The organism is Streptomyces sp. NPDC058758, from assembly GCF_042746075.1.
GTDB lineage: Bacteria > Actinomycetota > Actinomycetes > Streptomycetales > Streptomycetaceae > Streptomyces.
This window is the reverse complement of sequence record NZ_JBHYPS010000032.1, coordinates 50,198-74,129: the sequence shown is the minus strand read 5'-3', so window position 1 is coordinate 74,129 and position 23,932 is coordinate 50,198. Positions and strand designations below refer to the sequence as shown.

The 23,932-nt window shown below is 74.5% G+C and carries 15 protein-coding genes; 11 read left to right on the top strand and 4 right to left on the bottom strand.

The features are described from left to right. Positions 1–88: 88 nt before the first annotated feature. Positions 89–1,213: a GuaB3 family IMP dehydrogenase-related protein gene (locus tag ACFW6A_RS29525; protein WP_351845717.1), complete on the top strand. Its 1,125-nt coding sequence runs from the start codon at positions 89–91 to the stop codon at positions 1,211–1,213. Between the two features lie 73 nt (positions 1,214–1,286). Here ACFW6A_RS29525 and ACFW6A_RS29520 read toward each other — a convergent pair whose 3' ends face one another. Both ACFW6A_RS29520 and ACFW6A_RS29515 read right to left on the bottom strand, forming a co-directional pair. Continuing rightward, entirely contained in the window at positions 1,287–1,886 is a 600-nt protein-coding gene (locus ACFW6A_RS29520) for a hypothetical protein (protein WP_386644249.1), read from the bottom strand. 99 nt (positions 1,887–1,985) lie between these two features. Further along, positions 1,986–3,227 carry a nucleotide sugar dehydrogenase gene (locus ACFW6A_RS29515; protein ID WP_351845713.1) on the bottom strand — a complete coding sequence of 414 codons (1,242 nt, stop codon included), beginning with the start codon at positions 3,225–3,227 and terminating at the stop codon, positions 1,986–1,988. A 266-nt stretch (positions 3,228–3,493) separates the two neighbouring features. Here ACFW6A_RS29515 and ACFW6A_RS29510 point away from each other — a divergent pair, with 266 nt between their 5' ends. The 6 genes from ACFW6A_RS29510 (at position 3,494) to ACFW6A_RS29485 (ending at position 16,425) form a co-directional block, all read left to right on the top strand. Continuing rightward, on the top strand, positions 3,494–5,200 hold the full coding sequence (locus tag ACFW6A_RS29510) for a glycerol-3-phosphate dehydrogenase/oxidase (protein WP_351845711.1): 1,707 nt from the start codon (positions 3,494–3,496) through the stop codon (positions 5,198–5,200). 197 nt (positions 5,201–5,397) lie between these two features. Beyond that, complete coding sequence (locus ACFW6A_RS29505; protein WP_386644246.1) at positions 5,398–7,704, top strand: serine/threonine-protein kinase; 2,307 nt, start codon at positions 5,398–5,400, stop codon at positions 7,702–7,704. Between the two features lie 55 nt (positions 7,705–7,759). Further along, positions 7,760–10,852: a protein kinase gene (locus ACFW6A_RS29500; protein ID WP_386644243.1), complete on the top strand. Its 3,093-nt coding sequence runs from the start codon at positions 7,760–7,762 to the stop codon at positions 10,850–10,852. A 190-nt stretch (positions 10,853–11,042) separates the two neighbouring features. Then, a complete protein-coding gene (locus ACFW6A_RS29495; RefSeq protein WP_386644240.1) occupies positions 11,043–12,746 on the top strand; it encodes a protein kinase in 1,704 nt (567 codons plus the stop codon). Positions 12,747–12,897: 151 nt separating this feature from the next. Next, positions 12,898–14,541 (top strand): succinic semialdehyde dehydrogenase, encoded by a 1,644-nt coding sequence (locus tag ACFW6A_RS29490; RefSeq protein WP_386476170.1) that lies wholly within the window; start codon positions 12,898–12,900, stop codon positions 14,539–14,541. A 63-nt stretch (positions 14,542–14,604) separates the two neighbouring features. Then, entirely contained in the window at positions 14,605–16,425 is a 1,821-nt protein-coding gene (locus tag ACFW6A_RS29485; RefSeq protein WP_351845701.1) for a GMC family oxidoreductase, read from the top strand. A 757-nt stretch (positions 16,426–17,182) separates the two neighbouring features. Here the strand turns inward: ACFW6A_RS29485 and ACFW6A_RS29480 are convergent. Continuing rightward, positions 17,183–17,488, bottom strand: a complete 306-nt coding sequence (locus tag ACFW6A_RS29480; RefSeq protein WP_386476166.1) for a chorismate mutase — start codon at positions 17,486–17,488, stop codon at positions 17,183–17,185. Between the two features lie 351 nt (positions 17,489–17,839). Here ACFW6A_RS29480 and guaA point away from each other — a divergent pair, with 351 nt between their 5' ends. The 4 genes from guaA (at position 17,840) to ACFW6A_RS29460 (ending at position 22,406) form a co-directional block, all read left to right on the top strand. Next, positions 17,840–19,432: a glutamine-hydrolyzing GMP synthase gene (gene guaA / locus ACFW6A_RS29475; protein WP_351856606.1), complete on the top strand. Its 1,593-nt coding sequence runs from the start codon at positions 17,840–17,842 to the stop codon at positions 19,430–19,432. Between the two features lie 114 nt (positions 19,433–19,546). Further along, positions 19,547–20,335, top strand: a complete 789-nt coding sequence (locus ACFW6A_RS29470) for a class II aldolase/adducin family protein (protein WP_351856604.1) — start codon at positions 19,547–19,549, stop codon at positions 20,333–20,335. 158 nt (positions 20,336–20,493) lie between these two features. Continuing rightward, positions 20,494–21,759 carry a hypothetical protein gene (locus tag ACFW6A_RS29465; protein ID WP_351856602.1) on the top strand — a complete coding sequence of 422 codons (1,266 nt, stop codon included), beginning with the start codon at positions 20,494–20,496 and terminating at the stop codon, positions 21,757–21,759. A 101-nt stretch (positions 21,760–21,860) separates the two neighbouring features. Further along, entirely contained in the window at positions 21,861–22,406 is a 546-nt protein-coding gene (locus tag ACFW6A_RS29460) for a DoxX family protein (RefSeq protein ID WP_351856600.1), read from the top strand. 156 nt (positions 22,407–22,562) lie between these two features. Here ACFW6A_RS29460 and ACFW6A_RS29455 read toward each other — a convergent pair whose 3' ends face one another. Further along, a complete protein-coding gene (locus tag ACFW6A_RS29455) occupies positions 22,563–23,930 on the bottom strand; it encodes a PspC domain-containing protein (protein ID WP_351856598.1) in 1,368 nt (455 codons plus the stop codon). Between the last annotated feature and the right edge of the window lie 2 nt (positions 23,931–23,932).

The following is a 23,932-nucleotide window of genomic DNA, read 5'->3' as shown; positions in this document are numbered from 1 at the left end:
GGCGGTTCCGGCATGTGGCCGGAGCCGCCCCCCGCGCGTGTGTCGGGGATACTGGTAGGCGCAGACATAGAGGGAAAGGCCACACATCGTGACTGAGATCGAGATCGGGCGCGGCAAGCGCGGCCGCAGGGCGTACGCGTTCGACGACATCGCCGTCGTACCGAGCCGGCGCACCCGGGACCCGAAGGAGGTCTCGATCGCCTGGCAGATCGACGCCTACCGCTTCGAGCTGCCCTTCCTGGCCGCCCCGATGGACTCGGTCGTCTCCCCGCAGACCGCCATCCGGATCGGCGAGCTCGGCGGCCTCGGCGTGCTGAACCTCGAAGGCCTGTGGACCCGGTACGAGGACCCGCAGCCGCTGCTCGACGAGATCGCCGAGCTCGACGAGGCCACGGCCACCCGCCGTCTGCAGGAGATCTACGCCGCTCCGATCAAGGAGGAGCTGATCGGGCAGCGCATCAAGGAGGTGCGCGACGCGGGCGTCGTCACCGCCGCCGCGCTCTCCCCGCAGCGCACCGCGCAGTTCTCCAAGGCCGTGGTCGACGCGGGCGTGGACATCTTCGTGATCCGCGGCACCACGGTCTCCGCCGAGCACGTCTCCGGCGCCGCCGAGCCGCTCAACCTCAAGCAGTTCATCTACGAGCTGGACGTCCCGGTCATCGTCGGCGGCTGCGCCACGTACACCGCCGCCCTGCACCTGATGCGGACCGGCGCCGCGGGCGTCCTGGTCGGCTTCGGCGGCGGCGCCGCGCACACCACGCGCAACGTGCTCGGCATCCAGGTCCCGATGGCGACCGCCGTCGCCGACGTGGCCGCGGCCCGCCGCGACTACATGGACGAGTCCGGCGGCCGCTACGTCCACGTCATCGCCGACGGCGGCGTGGGCTGGTCCGGCGACCTCCCCAAGGCCATCGCCTGCGGCGCCGACGCCGTGATGATCGGCTCCCCGCTGGCGCGCGCCACCGACGCGCCGGGCAAGGGCCACCACTGGGGCATGGAGGCCGTCCACGAGGACGTGCCGCGCGGCAAGCTGGTCGACCTGGGCATCGTCGGCACCACCGAGGAGATCCTCGCCGGTCCGTCGCACACCCCGGACGGCTCCATGAACTTCTTCGGCGCCCTGCGCCGCGCGATGGCCACCACGGGCTACAGCGAGCTCAAGGAGTTCCAGCGCGTCGAGGTCACCGTCGCGGACTCGCAGCACCGCCGCTGACGTCTTTCCGACCGTACGCGCGAGGGCCCCGCACCGACACCGGTGCGGGGCCCTCGCGCGTACTACGGGCGGATCAGGAGGCGGCCTTCTTGGCGCCGGAGAAGGCCGCGACGGGGCCGAGCGCGAGGAAGAGGAAGGTCAGCGGCTCCTTGGCCTCGTTCCACGCCGTGGTCAGCATCCCGAACTGCTCGAAGAAGATCTCGGTGAAGGAGACGTCGAACTCCTTGGCGGCGAAGACCGCGATGCCGACGAGCTGGCCCAGGTAGACGGCGCCGAGGGCGAGGACCGCGCTGACGACCGGCAGCACGGGGTTGCTCCCGCCGACCTTGCCGGCGGCGAAGCCGACCGCGAAGCCGACGCCGGCGGCGGCCCAGCCGATCTCGGCCTCGATGCCGCCGAGGATGGCGCCGTAGACGCCGGCCGTGACCAGCGCGGCGACCACGGCGGCGACGATGCCGAGGGAGACGTTGTGCCGGCGGGGCGCGGGCGCCGGCGGGTAGGCGCCGAACGGGTTCTGGCCGGCCTGCTGCGGGGGCACGCCCTGGGCGAAGGGGTTCCCGCCCGCGGGGGCCTGGCCGCCCGGGTTCTGCGCGTACGGGTTCTGGCCGACGGGCGGCCGGCCGGCGCCGCCGTCGGAGTACGGGTTGCCGGGCGGCGGAACGGGCTGGCTCATGGTGGTCCCCCCAGGACGGTGGCGCACTGGCGTGCGATCGAGAGGGCCGGAGACTAGCAGTCCGTCCGGACAACGGCCCACCCCGTTGTGCGGGCGGGCCTACAGGCGGTGCGCCGTGCCCGCGGGGGTGGCGCCGCGGGTGTCCAGGAGCAGCTGGGCCTTGACCGCGAGGCCCTGGAGGTCGTAGACGCGGTGGTGCTGGAGCAGGACCGTCAGGTCGGCGTGGGCGGCGGCCTCGTAGAGCGCGTCCGCGCGGGGGACGGGCAGGTCCCGCACCCGCCAGTCGGGGACGTGCGGGTCGTGGAAGCTGACCGCCGCGCCGAGGTCCATCAGGCGGCCCGCGATCTCGTCGGCGGGGGAGCCCTCGCGGTCGGCCAGGTCGGGCTTGTACGTGACGCCGAGCAGCAGGATCCGGGCGCCGCGGGCGGACTTGCCGTGCTCGTTCAGGAGGGTGGCGGCGCGCTGGACGACGTACTGCGGCATCCGCTGGTTGACCTGGCCGGCGAGTTCGACGAGGCGGAGCGGGCGATGGGCGCCCAGGTGCTCGACGGGGACGCCGTGGCCGCCGACGCCGGGGCCGGGGCGGAAGGCCTGGAAGCCGAAGGGCTTGGTCTCGGCGCAGCGGATGACGTCCCAGAGGTCGACGCCGAGTTCGTGGCAGAGCACCGCCATCTCGTTGACCAGGGCGATGTTGACGTGCCGGAAGTTGGTCTCCAGGAGCTTGACCGTCTCGGCCTCGCGGGGGCCACGCGCGCGTACCACCTTGTCGGTGAAGCGGCCGTAGAACGCGGCGGCGGACTCGGTGCACGCGGGCGTGAGGCCGCCGATCACCTTGGGGGTGCCGGTGAGGCCGTGCAGGCGGTTGCCGGGGTCGAGGCGGCCGGGGGAGTACGCGAGGTGGAAGTCGCGCCCGGCCCGCAGCCCCGAGCCGTCCTCCAGGAGCTCCCGGAGGAGGCCCTCGGTGGTGCCGGGCGGGACGGGGGACTCCAGGAGCACGGTGGTGTGCGGGCGCAGCCGGGCGGCCAGCGCGCGGGCGGCGGCGGTGACGGCGGTCAGGTCGAGGGCGCCGTCGGGGCCGAGGGGGGTCGGCGCGCAGAGGACGGCGGTGCGGACCCGGCCGAGCTCGGCCGGGCTGGTGGTGGCCCGGAAGCCGCCGGAGAGCATGCGGCGGATCTCGGAGGCGGTGAGGGAGCCGTCCACCGGTGGGCGGCCCGCGGCGAGTTCGGCGACCGGGCGGGGGTCGGTGTCGAAGCCGACGGTGGCGATGCCCGCGGCGGTCGCGGCCTGGGCGAGGGGGAGTCCGTGGTGGCCGAGGCCGATGACGGCGAGGTCTGCGGGCATGGGGGGTGGGCCGTCCTTCCCGATAGCGAACCCGATAGCGAACGCAATGTCAGACTAGGAGTAAATATGACCGTTATGCGGCATTGCATGATCGAAGGCCGCCGAGTGTTATCCACAGGTCCGCGCGGGGGCGGTGGCCGAAGCCGCCGGTCCGGTCCAGAATCGAGACGGTGAGCCGGGCCGCGCCGCGGTCCGGTCCACGCCTGGACGGACACGAGCACACGGGGACACGAGGACGCACGCGGGACGATCGGGAGGCGGCAGCCGTGAGGACAGCGACACTGGGACCCGCCGAGCGCGCCGAGGCGCTGGCGGCCATGGCCGAGCGCGAGCTGGACGTGCTCGTGGTCGGCGGCGGCGTCGTCGGCGCCGGCACGGCGCTCGACGCCGTCACGCGCGGGCTCTCCACCGGCATCGTCGAGGCCCGCGACTGGGCCTCCGGCACCTCCAGCCGCTCCAGCAAGCTCATCCACGGCGGACTGCGCTACCTGGAGATGCTCGACTTCGCCCTGGTCCGCGAGGCCCTCAAGGAGCGCGGACTCCTCCTGGAGCGGCTCGCCCCCCACCTGGTGAAGCCGGTGCCCTTCCTCTACCCCCTCCGGCACCAGGGCTGGGAGCGGTTCTACGCGGGCTCCGGCGTCGCCCTGTACGACGCCATGTCCGTCTCCTCCGGGCACGGCCGCGGCCTCCCCGTCCACCGCCACCTCAGCCGCAAGGGCGCCCTCCGCGTCGCCCCCTGCCTGCGCAAGGACGCCCTCACCGGCGCCCTCCAGTACTACGACGCCCAGATGGACGACGCCCGCTTCGTCGTCACCCTCGTCCGCACCGCCGCCTCCTACGGCGCCCTGGCCGCCGCCCGGGCCCGGGTCACCGGCTTCCTCCGGGAGGGCGAGCGGGTCGTCGGCGCCCGCGTCCAGGACGTCGAGACCGGCGGCGAGTACGTCGTCCGGGCCAAGCAGATCGTCAACGCCACCGGGGTGTGGACCGACGACACCCAGGCCCTCATCGGCGAGCGCGGCCAGTTCCACGTCCGCGCCTCCAAGGGCATCCACCTCGTCGTCCCCAAGGACCGCGTCCACTCCTCCACCGGCCTCATCCTGCGCACCGAGAAGTCCGTCCTCTTCGTCATCCCCTGGGGACGGCACTGGATCATCGGCACCACCGACACCGACTGGGACCTCGACAAGGCCCACCCCGCCGCCTCCAGCGCCGACATCGACTACCTCCTCGAACACGTCAACACCGTGCTCGCCACCCCGCTCTCCCGCGACGACGTCCAGGGCGTCTACGCCGGACTGCGCCCCCTGCTCGCCGGCGAGTCCGACGCCACCAGCAAGCTGTCCCGCGAGCACACCGTCGCCCACCCGGTGCCCGGCCTGGTCGTCGTCGCCGGCGGCAAGTACACGACCTACCGGGTGATGGCGAAGGACGCCGTCGACGAGGCCGTGCACGGCCTCGACCGGCGCGTCGCCCCCTGCGTCACCGAGGACACCCCGCTGATCGGCGCCGAGGGCTACCGGGCGCTGTGGAACGCGCGGGCCGGGACCGCCGCCCGCACCGGCCTCCACGTCGTCCGCGTGGAGCACCTGCTCAACCGGTACGGCTCCCTGGCCGAGGAGGTCCTCGCCCTCGTCGCCGAGGACCCCTCCCTGGGCGAGCCGCTCGCCGCGGCCGACGACTACCTCCGCGCCGAGGTCGTCTACGCCGCCTCCCACGAGGGCGCCCGCCACCTCGACGACGTCCTCACCCGCCGCACCCGGATCTCCATCGAGACCTTCGACCGCGGCACCCGCAGCGCGCGCGAGGCGGCCGAGCTGATGGCACCGGTCCTCGGCTGGGACGGGGACCGCGTCGAGAAGGAGGTCGCGCACTACGAGAAGCGGGTCGAGGCGGAGCGCGAGTCGCAGCGGCAGCCCGACGACCTCACGGCGGACGCCGCGAGGCTCGGTGCGCCCGACATCGTCCCGATCTGACGGGGGCTCCGGCTGACGGTATGTCCGGGACGGGAGGGAACCCGGGGGCCGATGTGGCGCGTCGTCATACCGGAGTACGGACCCGGGGGCGCCACCCGTCGCGAGGTGAGGGACAATGGGCTCTCTTCCAGGGCGGGTTGCCGCAGCGTGCGGAGTGCGGCGGACGCGGCGGAGATCAGGGAACGCAGAGGGGACGCATGTCGGAGTCGGAGCAGTCGCGGGACACGGCGAAGGACCCCCGGCGGGACGCCGCCGCGGGGGCCGCGACCGACGGCGGGCGGGGGACGGTTCCGGCCGCGCGCGAAGCGGACCGGACCACGGCGGCCGGGGCCGGGAACGGCGCCGACGCCGGGGCCGGTGCGGATCCGGACGGCGGTGCGCGGCCGGACGGCGGCGCGCGGTCCGAGGACGCGAAGCCCTCGGCCGCCGCGCCGCAGGACGCCAGGCCCCCGGCCGCCGCGCCCCGGGACCGGGTGCCGGGGACCGAGCCGTCCACCGGCCGGGCCGGTTTCGGCGCCGGGGACGGCGACGGGCAGCGGCCCGCGGCCGACCGGCTCCGCAAGGGGGGCGCGTCCGCCGCCGAGGAGACCGAGGGCCGGCTCCTCGCCGGCCGCTACCGGCTCGGCGCCCTCCTCGGCCGCGGCGGCATGGGCACGGTCTGGCGCGCCGTCGACGAGACCCTCGGCCGCACCGTCGCCGTCAAGGAACTCCGCTTCCCCAGCAGCATCGACGAGGACGAGAAGCGCCGCCTCATCACCCGGACCCTGCGCGAGGCCAAGGCCATCGCCAAGATCCGCAACAACGGCGCCGTGACGGTCTACGACGTCGTCGACGAGGACGACCGCCCCTGGATCGTCATGGAGCTCATCGAGGGCAAGTCGCTCGCCGACGCCGTGCGCGAGGACGGCGTCCTCACCCCGCACCGCGCCGCCGAGGTCGGCCTGGCCATCCTCGACGTGCTGCGCTCCGCGCACCGCGAGGGCATCCTGCACCGCGACGTGAAGCCGTCCAACGTCCTCATCGCCGAGGACGGCCGCGTCGTCCTCACCGACTTCGGCATCGCCCAGGTGGAGGGCGACCCCTCCATCACCTCCACGGGCATGCTCGTCGGCGCCCCCTCGTACATCTCGCCCGAGCGCGCCCGCGGCCACAAGCCCGGCCCCGCCGCCGACATGTGGTCGCTCGGCGGCCTGATCTACGCGGCGGTCGAGGGCTGCCCGCCGTACGACAAGGGCTCCGCGATCGCGACCCTCACCGCCGTCATGACCGAGCCCGTCGACCCGCCGAAGAACGCGGGCCCCGAGCTGGAGAAGGTCATCTACGGGCTGCTCGCCAAGGACCCGGCGCAGCGCCTCGACGACGCCCGCGCCCGGGTGCTGCTGCGCGCCGTCCTCGACGCCCCCGAGCCCGCGCCGGAGCCCTCGCCCGAGGTCACCCGGATCGTGCCGCTGCCGACCCGCCCCGAGCAGGCCCCCCAGGCGCCGGCCGCCGCCCGGGAGAAGGCCCCCGAGCCCGCCGCCGAGCGGATGCGGGGCGCCCTCGCCTCCGTGCGGAACGCGGCCGCGGCGGCCAAGGCCGAGGCGAAGGCGAAGGACCGCGCGAAGGACGGGCCCAAGGCGCCGGCCCGGCCGGTGCCCCCGAGGGCCGGCGCCCGGCAGGCCCCGGCCCGCGCCCCGCTCACCGACGTCGTGCCCCGGCGCACCCTGGTGATCATCGCCGCGGTCGCCGTCCTCGCCGTGCTCGGCACGATCCTCGCCGTCTCCCTGAGCGGCGGCGACAAGGGCACCGAGGGCAAGGGCGGCGACACCACCGCCTCGGCCGGGACGACCGCCGGGACCGACGGCGGCTCCGGCTCCGGCACCGACGGCGGCACGGGCGGCTCGCCCAGCGACCCCGGCCAGCAGGGCGGCGCCCAGCCCGGCGAGAACGGCGCGTCGGCCGACGGCGGCGCGGCGGCCACGGGCGGGACGGCCGGCACCGGCGGCGGCTCCACCGGGCAGACCGGCAGCGCCTCCCCCAGCGCCAAGCCCAGCACCGGCGCCGCGCTCCCCGCCGGCTACCGCCTGGTCACCAACGACCGCTTCCGCTTCTCCATGGCCATGCCCGCCTCCTTCACCATGCGCCCCATAGACGGTTACAGCGGGGGCGCCATATGGAGCGAGAGCGGCGGCTTCCCGCGCGTCCAGGTCGACTTCAACGCCAGCCCCAAGGACGACGCCAAGGCGGCCTGGCTGGCCGCCGTGGGCGTGACCCGGGCCAGCAGCACCGGTTACCGGCACATCCGCGTCGACAGCGTCTCGTACAAGGGCTACCCGACCGTCGCCGACTGGGAGTTCGAGCGGACCCAGAAGGGCGTGCGCGTCCACGTGCTCAACCGCGGCTTCAAGGTCGACGCCAAGCACGGCTACTCGATCATGGTCACCTGCAAGGCCGAGGAGTGGAACGGCGCGGAGTGCCGGACGCTGCGCGAGACGGCGTTCGCCACGTTCAGCCCCAAGGACTGACCCTCGCCCCGTATCGTGAGGGACGGGGGACGACCAACGCGCAGGGGGAGGCGCCATGGACGAGTACGCGGGACGGGTGCTCGCCGAGCGCTACCGCCTGCCGCTGCCGCCCCCCGGCGCGGCCGGACTCGTCGACCTCGCGGAGACGCGCGCCTTCGACACGTACAGCGGGCAGGAGGTGCGGGTCCGTCAGGTCCCGCTGCCGGAGATCGTCGACGCCGAGGTCCTCGGCGAGGGGCCCGGCCCTTCCGGCCCGTACGGCGCCGGGGGCGGCGCCACGCGCAGACCCGCCGAGCCGGTCGTCCGGCGGGCGATCGAGGCGGCCCAGGCCGCCGCCCAGATCCCCGACCACCCCTTACTCGACCAGGTCTTCGACGTCTTCGCGGAGGCCGGCTCGCTGTGGATAGTCAGCGAGCACGTGGCCGCCCGCCCCCTCTCCGCCCTCCTCGCCGAGGGCCCGCTCAACCCGTTCCGCGCCGCCGAGATCGCCGCGGACGTCCTGACCGCCCTGCGCGCCCTCCACGCCCACGGCTGGGTCCACCGCAACATCACCGCCCGCACGGTCCTGGTCTGCGACGACGGCCGCGTCCTCCTCACCGGACTCGCCGCCGGCGCCGCCGAGGAGGCCCTCTGCGGCTACGCCCCCGTCCCGGACCCCGACGACCCCGCCTTCCGCGCCCCCGAACTGGAGTACGAGCCGGAGGAGTACGGACCGGCCGCGTACGAGGCGGAGGCGTACGGACAGGAGGAGCACGAGGCGGGGGAGCACGAGCAGGAGGCGTACGAGCAGGAGGAGTACGAGCCGGAGGCGTACGCGCAGGAGCACGCCGGTGAGCCGTACGCGGTGGAGCCGTACGAGGCCGGGCCGTACGAGGCCGGGTCGTACGAGGCCGGGTCGTACGAGGCCGGGTCGTATGCCGAGGAGCCGCACGAGCCCGAGGCGCACCGGCCCGGGGCGTACGGACCGGAGACGTACGAGCCCGAGACGTACGGACCGGAGGCGCACGAGCCCGAGGCCTACGAGCCCGAGGCCTACGAGCCCGACGGGGGCGAGGTCTACGAGACGGGCGAGTACGCCGCTCCGGAGGGTGTCGACGGGCCCCCCGCCGCGCCGGAGGCCGTTCCGTACGGGGTCGACCCCTACGGGATCGCGACGCCCGCCCCGCGCCCCGCGAGCCCGCCCGAGGCCCCGGCGGTATCGCCCGGCGCCGACGCGCGGGCGGCCCGGGCGGGGGCCATCGCCGCCTACCGCGCGGCCACCCGCGCCGCCGCCGCGCGGCGCGGCGACACCGGCCCGCTCCCGGTCCAGCGGACCCCCGAGCCGGAGACCGGGACCGAGCCGGGCCCCGCCGCCGGACCGCCCGTCCTCCCGGAGGCCGCCCGCCCCGGGCCCGCGCCGCAGTGGTGGGCGCGGGCGGCGGACGACGAGGGCGACGACGACGAGGACGAGAGGCCGTACGGCGGCCCGCGTCCGCCGCGCGTGATGCTCAAGGGCAGTTGGAGCGAGGGCCCGCACACCTCCCGGGACGACGCGCCGCGCATACCGGCCGGCGGCGGTCCCGTGCTGCCCGGCTCGGGCCGGCCCGCGCTGCCCGCCGGGTACACCGCCGCCGCGCCGGAGCCCGCCCCCCGGACCCCGGCGCCCGCGCAGGCCGCGGTCCCCGCGCAGCCGGGCCCGGCGGAGGAGCGGTACCGGGGGCCGGCCACCCGGCTCGCCGCCGAGCGGGCCCGGCAGACCCGGATCGCGGTCGTCGGCGCCGTCACCGAGCGCTGGGCGCCCGAGCAGGCCGGGCCCGTCCACGAGAACTGGCGGCTCGCCCCGCCCATCGGCCCCGCCACCGACCTGTGGGCGCTCGGCGCCCTGCTCTACCGGGCCGTCCAGGGCCACGCCCCGTACCCCGAGGACAGCGCGGCCGAACTGGTCCAGCTGGTCTGCGCCGAACCTCCCGCCTTCGCCGAGGAGTGCGGTCCGCTGCGCCCGGTGGTGGAGTCCCTGCTGCGCCAGGACCCCACCGAACGGCCCGACTTCGAGGAGCTGCGCGGCTGGCTGCGGTCGCTGGTCCGCTCCGCCCCGGAGCCCGAAACGGACCTCGCGGTCGCGCCCCCGCCGCGGTTCGACGCGAAGCGGCTGCCGATCCTGCGCCGCCGGGGCGAGCTGGTGCGCCGCCGCCGCGCCGCCGCCGGGTCGGGCCGCCACCGGCACCGCCGGGGCAAGGACCTCCGCGGCAACCGGCCCCCCGCGTCCGTGCGTGAGCCCGAGCCCGCCCCCGTACCCGAGGAGGCGCGGTACGAGCCCGAGGAGCGGTACGAGCCCCGGCGGGACCACGAGCCCCGGGAGGAGTACGAGCCCCCGGAGGGGTACGCGTACGGCTACGAGGACGTCGAGCCCGAGCCCCCGCTCCGGCCCGCGCGCCCGTCGAGGGGCCCGGCCCCGCGCTCCCTCGGCCGGCGTCTGCTGCTCGTCGTCCTCCTGCTGCTCGGGGGCGCCCTCGCGTACGCCGCCGTCGCCCTGCCCAGGGGCGGCGAGAAGCCCTCCGGCGCCCGCCCGTCGGCGTCGGCCTCGGCACCGGCGACCGCTCCGCCGAAGTCCACCGCGCCCCCGGAGGGCACCCCGCCGCCGAAGGCGACCGCGACCACCGCCCCGCCGCCCACGACGACTTCGCCCCCGCCCGCCTCCGCCTCCGGCCCCGCCCTGGCCGCCGGCTACGCGCTGCGCGAGGACCCCGAGGGCTTCCGGATCGGCGTCCCCCGCGACTGGCGCCGCAGCCCCGTCAACGACGCGGGACAAGTCCGCTACACGGGAGGCGACTTCACGCTGATCGTCGTCCCCGGCCGGGACAGCGTCCGGGACAACGGCTCCGATCCGCTGGAGTACCAGAGCACCAGGGAGCGCGAGCTGGAGCCCTACCGGCAGTCCTCCTGGTCGGAGTTGGTGAAGGCCCGGCGGGTGGACATCGGCCGCACGCCCACCGCCGAGGGGCACTACACCTGGCTGGACGGCACCGGCCGCGAGGTCTTCGTCCGCAACCTCGCGCTCATCGAGGGCGGCCGCTACTACGTCGTCCAGGTGATCGGACCGGAGAGCGAACGGGACAAGGTCTCGGAGGTCTACGACGAGGCCGTGAAGGGCTTCCGTCCGGGCCGTTGAGCCCGCCCGAAGCCGCTCGGGGCCGGTTCGGGGATCCGTCCGGGATCCCGTCCGGGATTCCTCCGGGGCCGTTTCGGGGCCGGTCCGTCACCCGGCGGCGGTCACAGTGCGGTTCCTTTGCGGGCCCCTCGGTTCCGTCAGCCGTCCCCTCCTCCGTAACCTGGCATCCGAAGCAACGGGGCGGGGGCACGTGGAACATTCTCAGAGCACAGGGTCGGGGCTGCTGCTCGCCGGACGGTACCGGCTCGGCGAGTCCATCGGACGCGGCGGCATGGGCAAGGTCTGGCGCGCGCACGACGAGGTGCTGCACCGCGTGGTGGCGGTGAAGGAGCTGACGGCGGGCCGGTTCGTCGCCGAGGCCGACCGGCTGGTGCTGCACGCCCGCACCCAGAAGGAGGCGCGGGCCGCCGCCCGGATCACCCACCCCGGCGTGGTGACCGTCCACGACGTCCTCGAACACGACGACCGGCCCTGGATCGTCATGCAGTTCGTCGACGGCCCCTCGCTCGCCGACGCCGTCAAGGAGGCCGGGACGATCGCGCCCCGCGAGGCCGCCCGGGTCGGGCTGCACGTCGTCGGCGCGCTGCGCGCCGCGCACGCGGCGGGCGTGCTCCACCGGGACGTGAAGCCCGGCAACGTCCTGCTCGCGCGCGACGGACGGGTCCTCATCACCGACTTCGGCATCGCGGCGATCGAGGGCGACTCGACCATCACCCGGACCGGCGAACTCGTCGGCTCGATCGACTATCTGGCACCCGAACGGGTCCGCGGCGGCGACCCCGGCCCGGCCTCCGACCTCTGGTCGCTCGGCGCCACCCTGTACACGGCCGTGGAGGGCACCTCGCCCTTCCGCCGCACGTCCCCGATCAGCACCATGCAGGCCGTCGTCGGAGAGGAGCCTCCGTACCCGGCCAACGCCGGCCCCCTCGCCGCGGTCATCGTCGCCCTGCTGCGCAAGGACCCCGACCAGCGGCCGCGCGCCGACGAGACCGAGCGGATGCTGCTCGACGCGATGGAGGGCCGCAGCCCGGAGACGGCCCAGGCGTACGTGCCGACGCAGCGGATGGACCCGGAGGCGGTGGACGCCGGACGGGCGGCCGCCCCGGAGGACGTGCCGGCGCCGGTGACGCGGCCGTCCTCCCCGGCCCCGCGCACGGCCGAGTGGCCCGCCCCGGCCCAGACCTCCGCCGCCCCGTGGCCCGCCGCGGGCCCGGTCTCCCCGCCCGCCCCCACCTCCCCCCCGGCCGCCGGCGCCGGGAAGGGCCGCCGGCACTCCGCCGTCCTCACCGCGGTGCTCGCCGCCGCCGTCGCGGGCGGCGCCGTCTTCGCCGTGATGCAGTACGGGGGCGGAGGCGGGGGCGGTACGCCGGGCCCCGTGGCGAGCAGCGGTGCCACCCCCGGCCCCACCACCGCGAACCCCAAGGCGATCGCGGCGGACGAGGTCCCGCAGGGCTGGCAGCGGGTCGAGGACCCGGCGGGCTTCAGCCTGGTCGTGCCGGACGGCTGGAAGCGCCGGAAGGACGGCGACAACATCGACTACACCCCGGACGCGGGCCGCCACCGCATCCGGATCAGCATCGACGCCAGCCCCGACTTCGAGAACCCGTACATGCACGCCCTGGACCTGGAGAAGACGCTCCGGAAGCGGATGGACTACCAGCGGATCAACCTGAACCAGAACACCTACCGGGACCAGGTGAAGTCGGCGTCCTGGGAGTTCACCTGGACCGAGAAGCAGAACTTCCCCGGGCCGCGGCACGCGATCGACCAGCTGTACTACGCCGACGACGGCACCGAGTACGCGATCTACATGTCCTCCCCGGAGTCGAGCTGGGAGACCACCCGCGAGCAGTTCGACACCGTCCTCCAGCACTGGCGCGCGCCCGGGTCGTGAGACCGGAAAAATCTTCGCTCCGACCCCGGGACGGCCGTAAGCCCCTGATCAGGACTTATGCGCCAGTGATCACTGGCGCGATGTGTGCGGGGGGTGAAAACGCGTTACCGGCGGGTACCCAAAGACCGGAACGGCGCCTACGCTCGGCGTCATGACGGACTCGCTGGCCCCCGCCGCCCCCACGGTTCCCGCCGACACCGCCCCGGACGGCGCGACCAACCCGGTCGCCCCCGCGCCGGCCGGCGCCCGGACCGCCGCCGACGTCGTGACGCCCGAGCTGGTCGCCCGGCTCACCCGGGGGGTCATCGGCTCCGGCCGCACCGCCAACCACACCCCCTTCACCGGGAAGAAGCTGGCGGACCTGCCCGAGGCCACCCCGGAGGAGGTCGCCGAGGCCTTCGACCGCGCCCGCGCCGCCCACGCCGCCTGGGCCGCCACCCCCGTCCGGGCCCGCGCCGCCGTCCTGCTCCGCTTCCACGACCTGGTCCTGGCCCGCCAGTCCGAGATCCTCGACCTCATCCAGCTGGAGACCGGCAAGGCCCGGCTGCACGCCCACGAGGAGGTCCTCGCGGTCGCCGTCGCCGCCCGTCACTACGGCCGCAAGGCGTCCTCGTACCTCCGTCCCAAGCGGCACACCGGCGTCGTCCCGACCCTCACCAAGGTCACCGAGCTGCGCCAGCCGCGCGGGGTCGTCGGCCAGATCGCCCCCTGGAACTACCCCCTCGAACTCTCCGTCGGCGACGCCCTGCCCGCCTTCGTGGCGGGCAACGCGCTCGTGATGAAGCCCGACACCGAAACCGCGCTCACCGCGCTCTGGGCCCGTGACCTGCTCATCGAGGCCGGCCTGCCCTCCGAGGTCTTCCAGGTCGTGCTCGGCGAGGGCCCGGTCGTCGGCCCCGAGGTCGTCCGCCACGCCGACTACGTCTCCTTCACCGGCTCCACCCGCACCGGCCGCGAGGTCGCCCAGGGCGCAGCCGCCCGCCTCGTCGGCGTCTCCCTCGAACTCGGCGGCAAGAACGCCATGCTGGTGCTCGAGGACGCCGACGTGGAGAAGGCCGCCGCCGGCGCCGTCCGCGCCTGCTTCTCCTCCGCCGGCCAGCTCTGCATCTCCATCGAGCGCCTGTACGTGCACGAGTCGATCGCCGACGCCTTCGTCGAGCGCTTCGCCGCCCGCACCAAGGCCATGCGCCTCGGCAACTCCCTCGCGTACGGCGCCGACATGGGCTCCCTCGTCGGCGAGCGCCAGCTGGAGGCCGTCACCCGGCACGTCGACGAGGCCGTCGCCAAGGGCGCCAGGCTGGTCGCCGGCGGCGTCGCCCGCCCCGACATCGGCCCGCTCTTCTACGAGCCGACCATCCTCGACGGCGTCGAGGCCCCGATGGCCGTGTGCGCCGAGGAGACCTTCGGACCGGTCGTCTCGATCTACCGCTTCACCGACGAGGACGAGGTGATCGCGCGCGCCAACGCCACGCCGTACGGCCTCAACTCCTCGGTCTGGACGACCGACTCGCGCCGCGGCCACGCCGTCGCCGCCCGGCTGCGCACCGGCACCGTCAACATCAACGAGGGGTACGCGCCCGCGTACGGCAGCGTCCGCGCCCCGATGGGCGGCATGAAGGACTCCGGCCTCGGCCGCCGCCACGGCTCCGAGGGCATCCTCAAGTACACCGAGGCCCAGACCGTCGCCCAGCAGCGCCTGATGCCGCTGGCGCCCTCCTTCGGGATGGACGACGCGAAGTACGCGGCCGTGATGAGCCTGTCCCTGAAGGCGCTGAAGGCGCTGCGCCTGAGCTGACGCGGCGCCTGCGCGCCCCTGCCCGTTCCGCCCTTTTCCTTACGAGGTTCTGCGAGGAGAGCCATGACCGCGGTACCCCCTGCCCGAAATCAGGACGAGGAAGACGGGTACGACTACGACGTCCTCGTGGTCGGCTCCGGCTTCGGCGGTTCGGTCACCGCCCTCCGGCTCACCGAGAAGGGCTACCGGGTCGGCGTGCTGGAGGCCGGCCGCCGCTTCACCCGGGAGACCCTGCCCAGGAACTCCTGGGACCTGAAGAACTTCCTGTGGGCGCCGGCGCTCGGCCTCTACGGCATCCAGCGCATCCACCTGCTCGGCAACGTGATGGTCCTCGCCGGCGCGGGCGTCGGCGGCGGCTCCCTCAACTACGCGAACACGCTGTACGAGCCGCTGGCGCCGTTCTTCGACGACCCGCAGTGGAAGGACATCACCGACTGGCGCGCCGAACTCGCCCCGTACTACGACCAGGCGAAGCGGATGCTGGGCGTCCGGCTCAACCCGACGATGACCCCCTCCGACGTGCACCTGAAGGCCGCCGCCCAGGCGATGGGCATCGGCGACACCTTCCACATGGCACCGGTCGGCGTCTTCTTCGGAGACGGACGGGACGCCGTCGGCGAGGACGGGGTCGGTACGGCGAGGGCGAAGCCCGGCGGGGAGGTCGCCGACCCGTTCTTCGGCGGCGTGGGCCCCTCGCGCAAGGCGTGCACCGAGTGCGGCGAGTGCATGACGGGCTGCCGCCACGGCGCCAAGAACACCCTCAACGAGAACTACCTCTACCTCGCCGAGAAGGCGGGCGCGGTCGTCCACCCGATGACCTCGGTCGTCGCCGTCACCGAGGACTCCCGCGGCGGCTTCGCGGTCAAGACCCTCCCCACCGACGACCGGAAGAAGGGCAGGGGGCGCACCTTCACCGCCCGCCGGGTGGTCGTCGCCGCCGGCACGTACGGCACCCAGACCCTGCTGCACCGGATGAAGGACAGCGGCCTGCTGCCCCGGATCTCCGCCCGGCTCGGCGAGCTGACCCGCACCAACTCCGAGGGCCTGGTCGGCGCGCAGACGACGGACCGCCGCTACCGGCGCAAGCACGGCAAGGAGCGGGCCGACTTCACCCGAGGCGTCGCCATCACCTCGTCCGTCCACCCCGACGAGAACACCCACATCGAGCCGGTCCGGTACGGCAAGGGCTCCAACTCGATGGGCGGCCTCACCGTCCTCCAGGTCCCCTACGGCGCCCACCGGGTCCGCAACTGGGCCCTCAACATGGCCCGGCACCCGCTCCTCGCACTCCGCTCGCTCTCCAACCGGCGCTGGTCCGAGAAGACCATCATCGGCCTCGTCATGCAGTCCCTCGACAACTCGCTGACGACCTACCGCAAGCCCGGCGGCATCGGGAAGGGCCTGCTCACGGCCCGCCAGGGCCACGGGGCGCCGAACCCGACGCAGATCGAGGCGGCGACCCGGGCCGCCACCCTGCTCTCCGAGGAGATCAACGGCTTCGCCGGCTCGAACATCGGCGAGCTGATGGGGACCCCGCTGACCGCGCACTTCCTCGGCGGCTGCCCGATCGGCGCCGACGCGGAGTCCGGCGTCATCGACCCGTACCACCGCCTCTACGGCCACCCGGGCATCTCGGTCGTGGACGGTTCGGCGGTCTCCGCCAACCTGGGCGTGAACCCGTCCCTGACGATCACCGCCCAGGCGGAGCGGGCGATGTCCTTCTGGCCGAACAAGGGCGAGGAGGACCCGCGCCCGCGGCAGGGCGAGGCGTACGTGCGCGTGGCGGCGGTCGAGCCGAAGTCCCCGGCGGTCCCGGCCGAGGCGTTCGGCGCCCTGCGGCTGCCCTTCCTCGGCATCCCGGCGGTCCCGCCGAAGAAGCCCTGACGGGGCGCGGGGCGCGGCAGGCGGAGGGCGGGGGCACGGAAGACGGAAAGGGCGCTGCACCCCCCTCCGAGTGCAGCGCCCTTCCGGCTTTTCGGTGTTGCTGCATAGATGACCACCGGACCCCGCCTTTGGTTGTAGGCGTTGCACAGGATCTTCGTGTGACGCGCGTCACATAGGGTGGAGGGGTATGTGAAAGGGGCCCGCGCCGCGATTCCGGTCGCGGCGCGGGCCCTGCGCCGGCACCGGTGCCGGGGCGGCGGCGGTGCCGAGCGGAGCGGCGCCGGGGGGTCGCGCCGCATCGGGGGAGGGAAGATCGGGGGGAGAGAGATCGGGGGAGGGGGAAGCGGTGGGGGACGGGTCGTGGGGGACGGGCCGCGGGGAGGCGGAGGAGGAGCCGGTTGCGGTCGGCCCCGGGCGTCCCCGGGACCGACCGCCCTTTCTGGGTGACCGGACTGCTGTCCCCTGCCGTCCGGTCACGTGCGCTGGAGCGAGGTCCCACGACGTGCCAGAAGCACGCCACACGCCCCAGCGAAGCCACGCGTGGTTTCCAACGGGCCCGCCCCTGGCTGGCACGGACACCCCGCTCAACGAAGCCCGGCGAGCGCCGGTCACGCGCCGTACGGGTGAGTCCGGGCCCGAACGCGGGTGCGGGCACCCACCCTCCCCTGCCTGCCTGCCTGCCTGCCTGCCTGCCTGCCTGCCTGCCCGCTCGCCCGGCGGGCGGGCAGGGCGGCGCGCCCCGCTCCGCGTCGTCGCCTCAGACGCGGCCGCGGCACAGCTCCAGCATCGTCATCGCCAGCGTCGTACCCGGCTTGCCCAGCGCGTCCCGGTAGTGGGCCAGCACCTCCATCTCGCGGGCCAGGTTCACCCGCCGCCCCCCGGAGGTGATCCGGGCCTCCTGGATCACCGCCGAGACCGCCATCCGCTCCTGGATGAGACCGATGATCCGGTCGTCGAGCGCGTCGATCCGCTCGCGGGCGTCGCCGATCAGCGAGGCCGCCTCCTCGGTGCGGGCGCCGGTCTGCTCGGTGAGGGTCTGCTCGGCGGGGGTCTTCGTGGTCATCGGGGGCTCCTGGTGGTGTGGAGGCCCCGGTCCGGCACGGCCCGGGAAAAGCAGAACGCCCCGGGCCTTGTCGGCCCGGGGCGCCTGGGAAGTCGCTTGTCAGTTGCTCAAGCAGCACGACCATGGCAGCCGGTGGGCCGGATGCCATAGGTAAAGACGAAGGTCGGGTGCTTGCGCATGGCGCCCAGTATGGCCCCCGGGCTCCGGACCGGCGCAAGCCGGGCCCGGATGGTGAGACGAAGGCCACCCGCGTTCGGATGGTGAGACGAAAAGCGTCACGCGCGCGCCGGTAGAATCGACAAATAGCCCCCTCCTTCGGGGGAACCCTCCTACCGCCGGAAGGCCGCCGTAGTGTCATCAGCGTCCCCCGCTGCCGCGCCCGACGTCACCAACCCGGACGTAGTCCTCGTTGTCGACTTCGGCGCCCAGTACGCCCAGCTCATCGCCCGTCGCGTCCGCGAGGCGCGGGTCTACAGCGAGATCGTCCCGTCCACCATGCCGGTGGCCGAGATGCTGGCCAAGAACCCGAAGGCGATCATCCTCTCCGGCGGCCCGTCCTCCGTGTACGCGGAAGGCGCCCCGCGTCTCGACCGCGCGCTCTTCGAGGCCGGCGTCCCCGTCTTCGGCATGTGCTACGGCTTCCAGCTGATGGCGACGACCCTCGGTGGCACCGTCGACAACACCGGCGCCCGCGAGTACGGCCGCACCCCGCTGCACGTCTCCAAGGCCGGCTCCACCCTCTTCGAGGGCACCCCGGTCGAGCAGTCCGTGTGGATGTCGCACGGCGACGCCTGCTCCGCCGCCCCCGAGGGCTTCACCGTCACCGCCTCCACCGACGTGGTCCCGGTCGCCGCCTTCGAGAACGACGCGAAGAAGCTCTACGGCGTCCAGTACCACCCCGAGGTGCTGCACTCCACGCACGGCCAGCAGATCCTGGAGCACTTCCTCTACCGCGGCGCCGGCATCGAGCCCAGCTGGACCACTGGCAACGTCATCGAGGAGCAGGTCGCGGCCATCCGCGCCCAGGTCGGCGACAAGCGCGCCATCTGCGGCCTCTCCGGCGGCGTCGACTCCGCCGTGGCCGCGGCCCTCGTCCAGAAGGCCATCGGCGACCAGCTGACCTGCGTCTACGTCGACCACGGCCTGATGCGCAAGGGCGAGACCGAGCAGGTCGAGAAGGACTTCGTCGCCGCGACCGGCGCCCGCCTGGTCGTCGTCGACGCGCAGGAGCGCTTCCTCACCGCCCTCGCCGGCGTCTCCGACCCGGAGACCAAGCGCAAGATCATCGGCCGTGAGTTCATCCGCGTCTTCGAGCAGGCGCAGCTGGAGATCCTCCAGGAGGAGGGCCCCGAGGTCGCCTTCCTGGTCCAGGGCACCCTCTACCCGGACATCGTCGAGTCCGGCGGCGGCACCGGCACCGCCAACATCAAGTCCCACCACAACGTGGGCGGCCTCCCCGAGGACATCGAGTTCGAGCTCGTCGAGCCGCTGCGGCAGCTCTTCAAGGACGAGGTCCGGATGGTCGGCCAGGAGCTCGGCCTGCCCGAGGAGATCGTCCAGCGCCAGCCCTTCCCCGGCCCCGGCCTCGGCATCCGCATCGTCGGCGAGGTCACCAAGGAGCGCCTGGACCTGCTCCGCGAGGCCGACGCCATCGCCCGCGAGGAGCTGACCGCCGCCGGTCTCGACCGCGACATCTGGCAGTGCCCGGTCGTGCTGCTCGCCGACGTCCGCTCCGTCGGCGTCCAGGGCGACGGCCGCACCTACGGCCACCCGATCGTCCTGCGCCCGGTCTCCTCCGAGGACGCCATGACGGCCGACTGGTCGCGCCTGCCCTACGAGGTCCTCGCCAAGATCTCCACCCGCATCACCAACGAGGTCGCCGACGTCAACCGCGTCGTCCTCGACGTCACCAGCAAGCCCCCGGGCACCATCGAGTGGGAGTGACCCCTCCCGCTCCGTGAGCCGGCCGAAGCCGCCGCCCCCGCGAAGGGCGGCGGCTTCGTCGTGTTCACGTCCGGACTCTGGTGACTTGACCGGCCGGGCGTTACCTTCCGGCGCATGACCGAGATACCGGCCCCCGTCCCCGTCGACCGGCTCCACTTCGCCATGCCGCCCGTCCACGCGACGGCCGAGGAGGAACGGGCCCACCGCAAGCAGCGGCTCGCCGGCGCGCTCCGCCTCTTCGGACGGCTCGGGTACGAGGAGGGCGTCTCCGGCCACATCACCGTCCGCGACCCCGAGCACGACGACTGCTACTGGGTGAACCCCTTCGGCGCCCCCTTCGGCGACCTCACCGCGAGCGACCTCGTCCTCGCCAACGGCGACGGCCAGGTCGTCCTCGGCGGCCAGCACGTCAACCAGGCCGCCTTCACCGTCCACGCCCAGGTCCACCGCGCCCGCCCGGACGCCGTCGCCGTCGCCCACACCCACTCCACCCACGGCCGCGCCCTGGCCGCCCTCGGCGAACTCCTCGACCCCCTCACCCAGGAGGCCTGCGCCTTCTACCAGGACCACGCGCTCTACGACGCCTACACCGGCGTCACCGTCGACGCCGAGGAGGCCCGCCGCGTCGCCCTCGCCCTCGGCCCCTTCAAGGGCATCGTCCTGCGCAACCACGGCCTCCTCACCGTCGGCTCCTCCGTCGACGCCGCCGCCTGGTGGTTCATCGCCATGGACCGCTGCGCCCGCATCCAGCTCGCCGCCCGCGCGGCCGGCAAACCCGTCCTCATCGACCACAAGGACGCCGTCGCCACCCGCGAGCAGCTCGGCAGCGACCTCGTCGCCTGGATCAACTACCAGCCCCTCTGGCGCAGGATCAGCCGAGCGGAGCCCGAACTCCTGTCGTAACACCATCGCTTCACCCTTCTGTACGTCAATGGGATGGCGCGGCAATCACTCTCCGGCGGGGCGCACGCGGCTCTCGCGAGCACCCTCGGTGCGGCACAATTCCGAGGAATCAGCGGCATGTTGGGCTCGAAACCTCGAACTCGGGAAGTGACGGCACCGTGGCGGTTCAAGAGGCGAGACGGTACGGCGGGCGCCACGGCGCGGGCGAGCATCCGACGGCCTGCGCCGGCTGCGCCCACTGCGGCGAGACCGGACACCGCCGGGCCGTCGCCGCCTTCCTCGCCCGCCGTGAGGAACTCGCCGCCGGCCACGGCGTCCCCGCCGCCGTCGCCCACTCCCCGGTCGCCGCCCGCCAGTGGGTCTCCGACGAACTCGCCCAGTCCGCCCGCGCCGTCACCGCCCACGGCCGGGAGGCCTCGCTCGCCTGGCTCGCCCGCGTCCGCACCGGCAGCCTCGCCGCCGTCTGGGCCGCCGTCCTCGCCCTCCTCCTCGGCCAGGCCCTCACCGCCCTCGGCACCGGCTGGACCGCCACCCGCACCGCGGGCCTCTGCACCGCCCTCCTGCTCGCCGCCCCGCTCACCGCCGCCGCCCACGCCCACCGCGCCCGCGGCGGTCTCCTCGCCCCGCTCACCGGGGAGGACAACCGGCTCTCCACCACCCGTGCCGTCGCCGCCGCCTGGCTCCTCTTCCTCTGCTACACCCTCCTCTTCCTCACCTCCCGCGCCCTCACCACCGCCGCTCTCACCACCACCGCCTTCGGTCTCTCCGGCGCCGCCGGCCTCGTCACCGTCCTCGCCCTCGTCTCCGCCGTCGCCGTCACCGCCCGGCTCGTCGTCTCCAGCCGGATCGCCGGCCGACGCCTCCAGAAGGTCCGCGCCGACCGGCCCCGCGCCGCCGACCTCCTCTGCGACGACAGCGGCCGCGCCGACCTCGCCGACGTGCAGTACGTCCTCGTCTCCGGCGCCGTCCTCGCCTTCGCCGCCGTCCGGCTGGCCGCCGACCCGGCCCGCCTTCCCGAGCTGCCCTGGTCCCTCGCCCTCCTCGTCGCCGTCTCCGCCGTCTGGCACCTGGCCGCCAAGTGCACCGAGGGCGGCCCGCCCGCCGTCCACGCCGTGGTCCGCGCCCGCGAGGCCGGCGACCTCGACGCCCCCATCCGCACCGGCGACGACATCGAGATCCGCGGCCACGGCTTCGTCCCGCCCGGCGCCGCCGCCCCCGACCCGCTGACCCGGCTCGTCGTCCGCATCGGCCCGGTCCACGCCCACGTCCCCCTGGTCCCGGTCCCCGGCGGCTTCGCCAACCCGACCGACACCGTCCTGACCGTCCCCCTCCCCGCCGACGTCGAGCCCGGCCGGGTCGAGGTCTCCGTCGTCACCGCCGCCGGCTTCGAGACCAACCGGGTCACGATCGACGTCGCCGACTGAGGCACCCGCCCCGAAAGCCCCTCCTCCTGTGTCCCTTCACAGGACAAGCGGAGACAATCGGTCCGCGAACAGTCGTACGGGGTGTGGAGAGGTGACCGAGCATGACCGAGAACACGGACCGCCCCGGCGAGGCCGACACCCCCCGACGGCACGGCCGCCTGGAGAAGTGGCGCACACGCCTGGACGAGTGGAGGGCCACCGCCTCCCGCTACGCCCTCCTCCCGCTCCGGATCTTCCTCGGCGTCACCTTCGTCTACGCCGGTCTCGACAAGCTCACCGACCCGGCCTTCCTCGCCGACACCGGAGCCGGCTCCATCGGCGACACCATGCGCGGCGTCCGGGACGCCGCGGCCGTCCCCGGCCTCGTCGACCTCGCCCTCCACAGCCCCACCGGCTTCGGCTACGCCATCGCCTTCGGCGAACTCGCCGTCGGCATCGGCACCCTCCTGGGCCTCTTCGCCCGGCCGGCCGCCCTCGGCGGCGCCCTGATCTCGCTGAGCCTCTGGCTCACCGTGAGCTGGCAGGTCGAGCCGTACTACCTCGGCAACGACCTCGCCTATCTCATCGCCTGGCTGCCGCTGCTGCTCGCCGGGGCCCCGCTGCTCTCCGTCGACCGGCTCCTCGCCGACCGCCGCCGTATGCCGTAGGCCACCCAGGTCACCAGGCCGGCCACCCCCAGCCCCCCGCACATCACCGGGACCGCCAGCCACCACGGGACCGACCAGGCGCCGGCCAGCTCCCCGCCGTAGGCGCCGGCCAGGGCGAGCGAGGCCAGGCCGACGACCAGCCGGCCGGGACGGAACTCATGAAGCAGCACGGGTGACCTCCACCTGTCCGAGACCGACCTCCAGCGAGAGGTCCAGCGTCCCCGCCGGGTCCGTCCCGGCGGGCGGGTTCAGCGTCCGCGTCTCTTCGCGGTCGGGAGCGACGTCGATGTCGTCCGGCGCCTGCCCGGGCAGCTGGAGATCACCGAGCCCCACCTGGGCGTGGAGCCGCACCACCACGTCCTCCGGCACGACCACCTCCAGCTTCCCCGCGCCCACGTCGACCGCCGTCGACACCGTCGTCCCCTCCGGCACCGAGAGCCGGGACAGATCCAGCGTCCCCACCCCCGTGCCGAGGTCGTACTGCGGCTGCACGGCGGCCACCGTGGGCGGCGTCCACGTCTGCCGCGCCCAGTCCGTGGTGATCTCGTCCGGCAGGGCGACCGCACCGGCCAGCAGCGCCGCCGTCACCACCGCCTGGAAGATCGTGCCGAAGCCGGTGCGCCCCAGGAAACTGCTGACGACCAGTCCCAGGCCGAAGACCCCCAGTGCGGCCGCCAGCCCCGTGGCCAGGCTGGTGCCCAGCGGCTGCGACTCCCACGTCAGGGCCGTGCCCGCGACCGCGGCGGCGAACGCGAGGAGGTGGACCGGGCCGGTGATCGAGTACGGACTGCGCCGCACCGACGGCTCCGGGCGCTCCGCGTCCGCCGGCGGGCCCCACTGGCTGCCGGGCCTCGGCACCTCGCCGCCGACCCTGCCCTCCGCGTCCACGATGCCGTGCGGACCCCACAGGTAGCCGATGGCCACCTTGCCCGTCGACCCGTCCTTCACGATCGGGTCCCGCCACCACGAACTCATCTCCCTCTCGACGAAGGTCAGCGGCGGGGCCTTCGCCTCCGGCGGCACCGGGACCCGCCCGTGCGGGGCCTTCGGCTTCGCCTCCGGATCGGCCTCGGCCACCGCCTCGGCCAGGGGCCGCCGCTGCGACCAGTAGGCCGCCCCCGCCGTCGCCAGCGACAGCAGCAGCGCGAAGCCCAGCAGCGAGCCCGTGCGCAGCATCGACAGGAAGATGCCGCAGCCCACCAGCGCCATGAGTATCGCCGCGAGCGAGGCGCCGGACACCCGGCCGGTCAGCAGGCGCCGACCCTCGCTCTCCTCCTCGCCCGCGAGCGGGACCGCCAGCCACGCGAAGCCGTAGAACACCAGCCCGATGCCGCCGGTCACCGCCAGCACCGCCAGCACGATCCGGAAGATCACCGGATCCATGTCGAAGTGCCGGCCGAGACCGCCGCAGACCCCGCCGACCACTCGGCTCGTGCGCGAGCGGCGCGGGGGAGCCGCGGGGGCGGCGTCGGCCGTCGGTGGGGCCTCGTGCTGCGTGGGCCGCGAAGGCGTCGAACTCGTCATGC

What these genes read in the sequence shown, in the direction of transcription:
- ACFW6A_RS29480 (WP_386476166.1), bottom strand. Translation starts at nt 17,488, where the DNA reads ATGACCACGAAGACCCCCGCCGAGCAGACCCTCACCGAGCAGACCGGC.
- ACFW6A_RS29485 (WP_351845701.1), top strand. Translation starts at nt 14,605, where the DNA reads ATGACCGCGGTACCCCCTGCCCGAAATCAGGACGAGGAAGACGGGTAC.
- ACFW6A_RS29515 (WP_351845713.1), bottom strand. Translation starts at nt 3,227, where the DNA reads ATGCCCGCAGACCTCGCCGTCATCGGCCTCGGCCACCACGGACTCCCC.
- ACFW6A_RS29520 (WP_386644249.1), bottom strand. Translation starts at nt 1,886, where the DNA reads ATGAGCCAGCCCGTTCCGCCGCCCGGCAACCCGTACTCCGACGGCGGC.
- ACFW6A_RS29455 (WP_351856598.1), bottom strand. Translation starts at nt 23,930, where the DNA reads ATGACGAGTTCGACGCCTTCGCGGCCCACGCAGCACGAGGCCCCACCG.
- ACFW6A_RS29490 (WP_386476170.1), top strand. Translation starts at nt 12,898, where the DNA reads ATGACGGACTCGCTGGCCCCCGCCGCCCCCACGGTTCCCGCCGACACC.
- ACFW6A_RS29470 (WP_351856604.1), top strand. Translation starts at nt 19,547, where the DNA reads ATGACCGAGATACCGGCCCCCGTCCCCGTCGACCGGCTCCACTTCGCC.
- ACFW6A_RS29500 (WP_386644243.1), top strand. Translation starts at nt 7,760, where the DNA reads ATGGACGAGTACGCGGGACGGGTGCTCGCCGAGCGCTACCGCCTGCCG.
- ACFW6A_RS29505 (WP_386644246.1), top strand. Translation starts at nt 5,398, where the DNA reads ATGTCGGAGTCGGAGCAGTCGCGGGACACGGCGAAGGACCCCCGGCGG.
- ACFW6A_RS29460 (WP_351856600.1), top strand. Translation starts at nt 21,861, where the DNA reads ATGACCGAGAACACGGACCGCCCCGGCGAGGCCGACACCCCCCGACGG.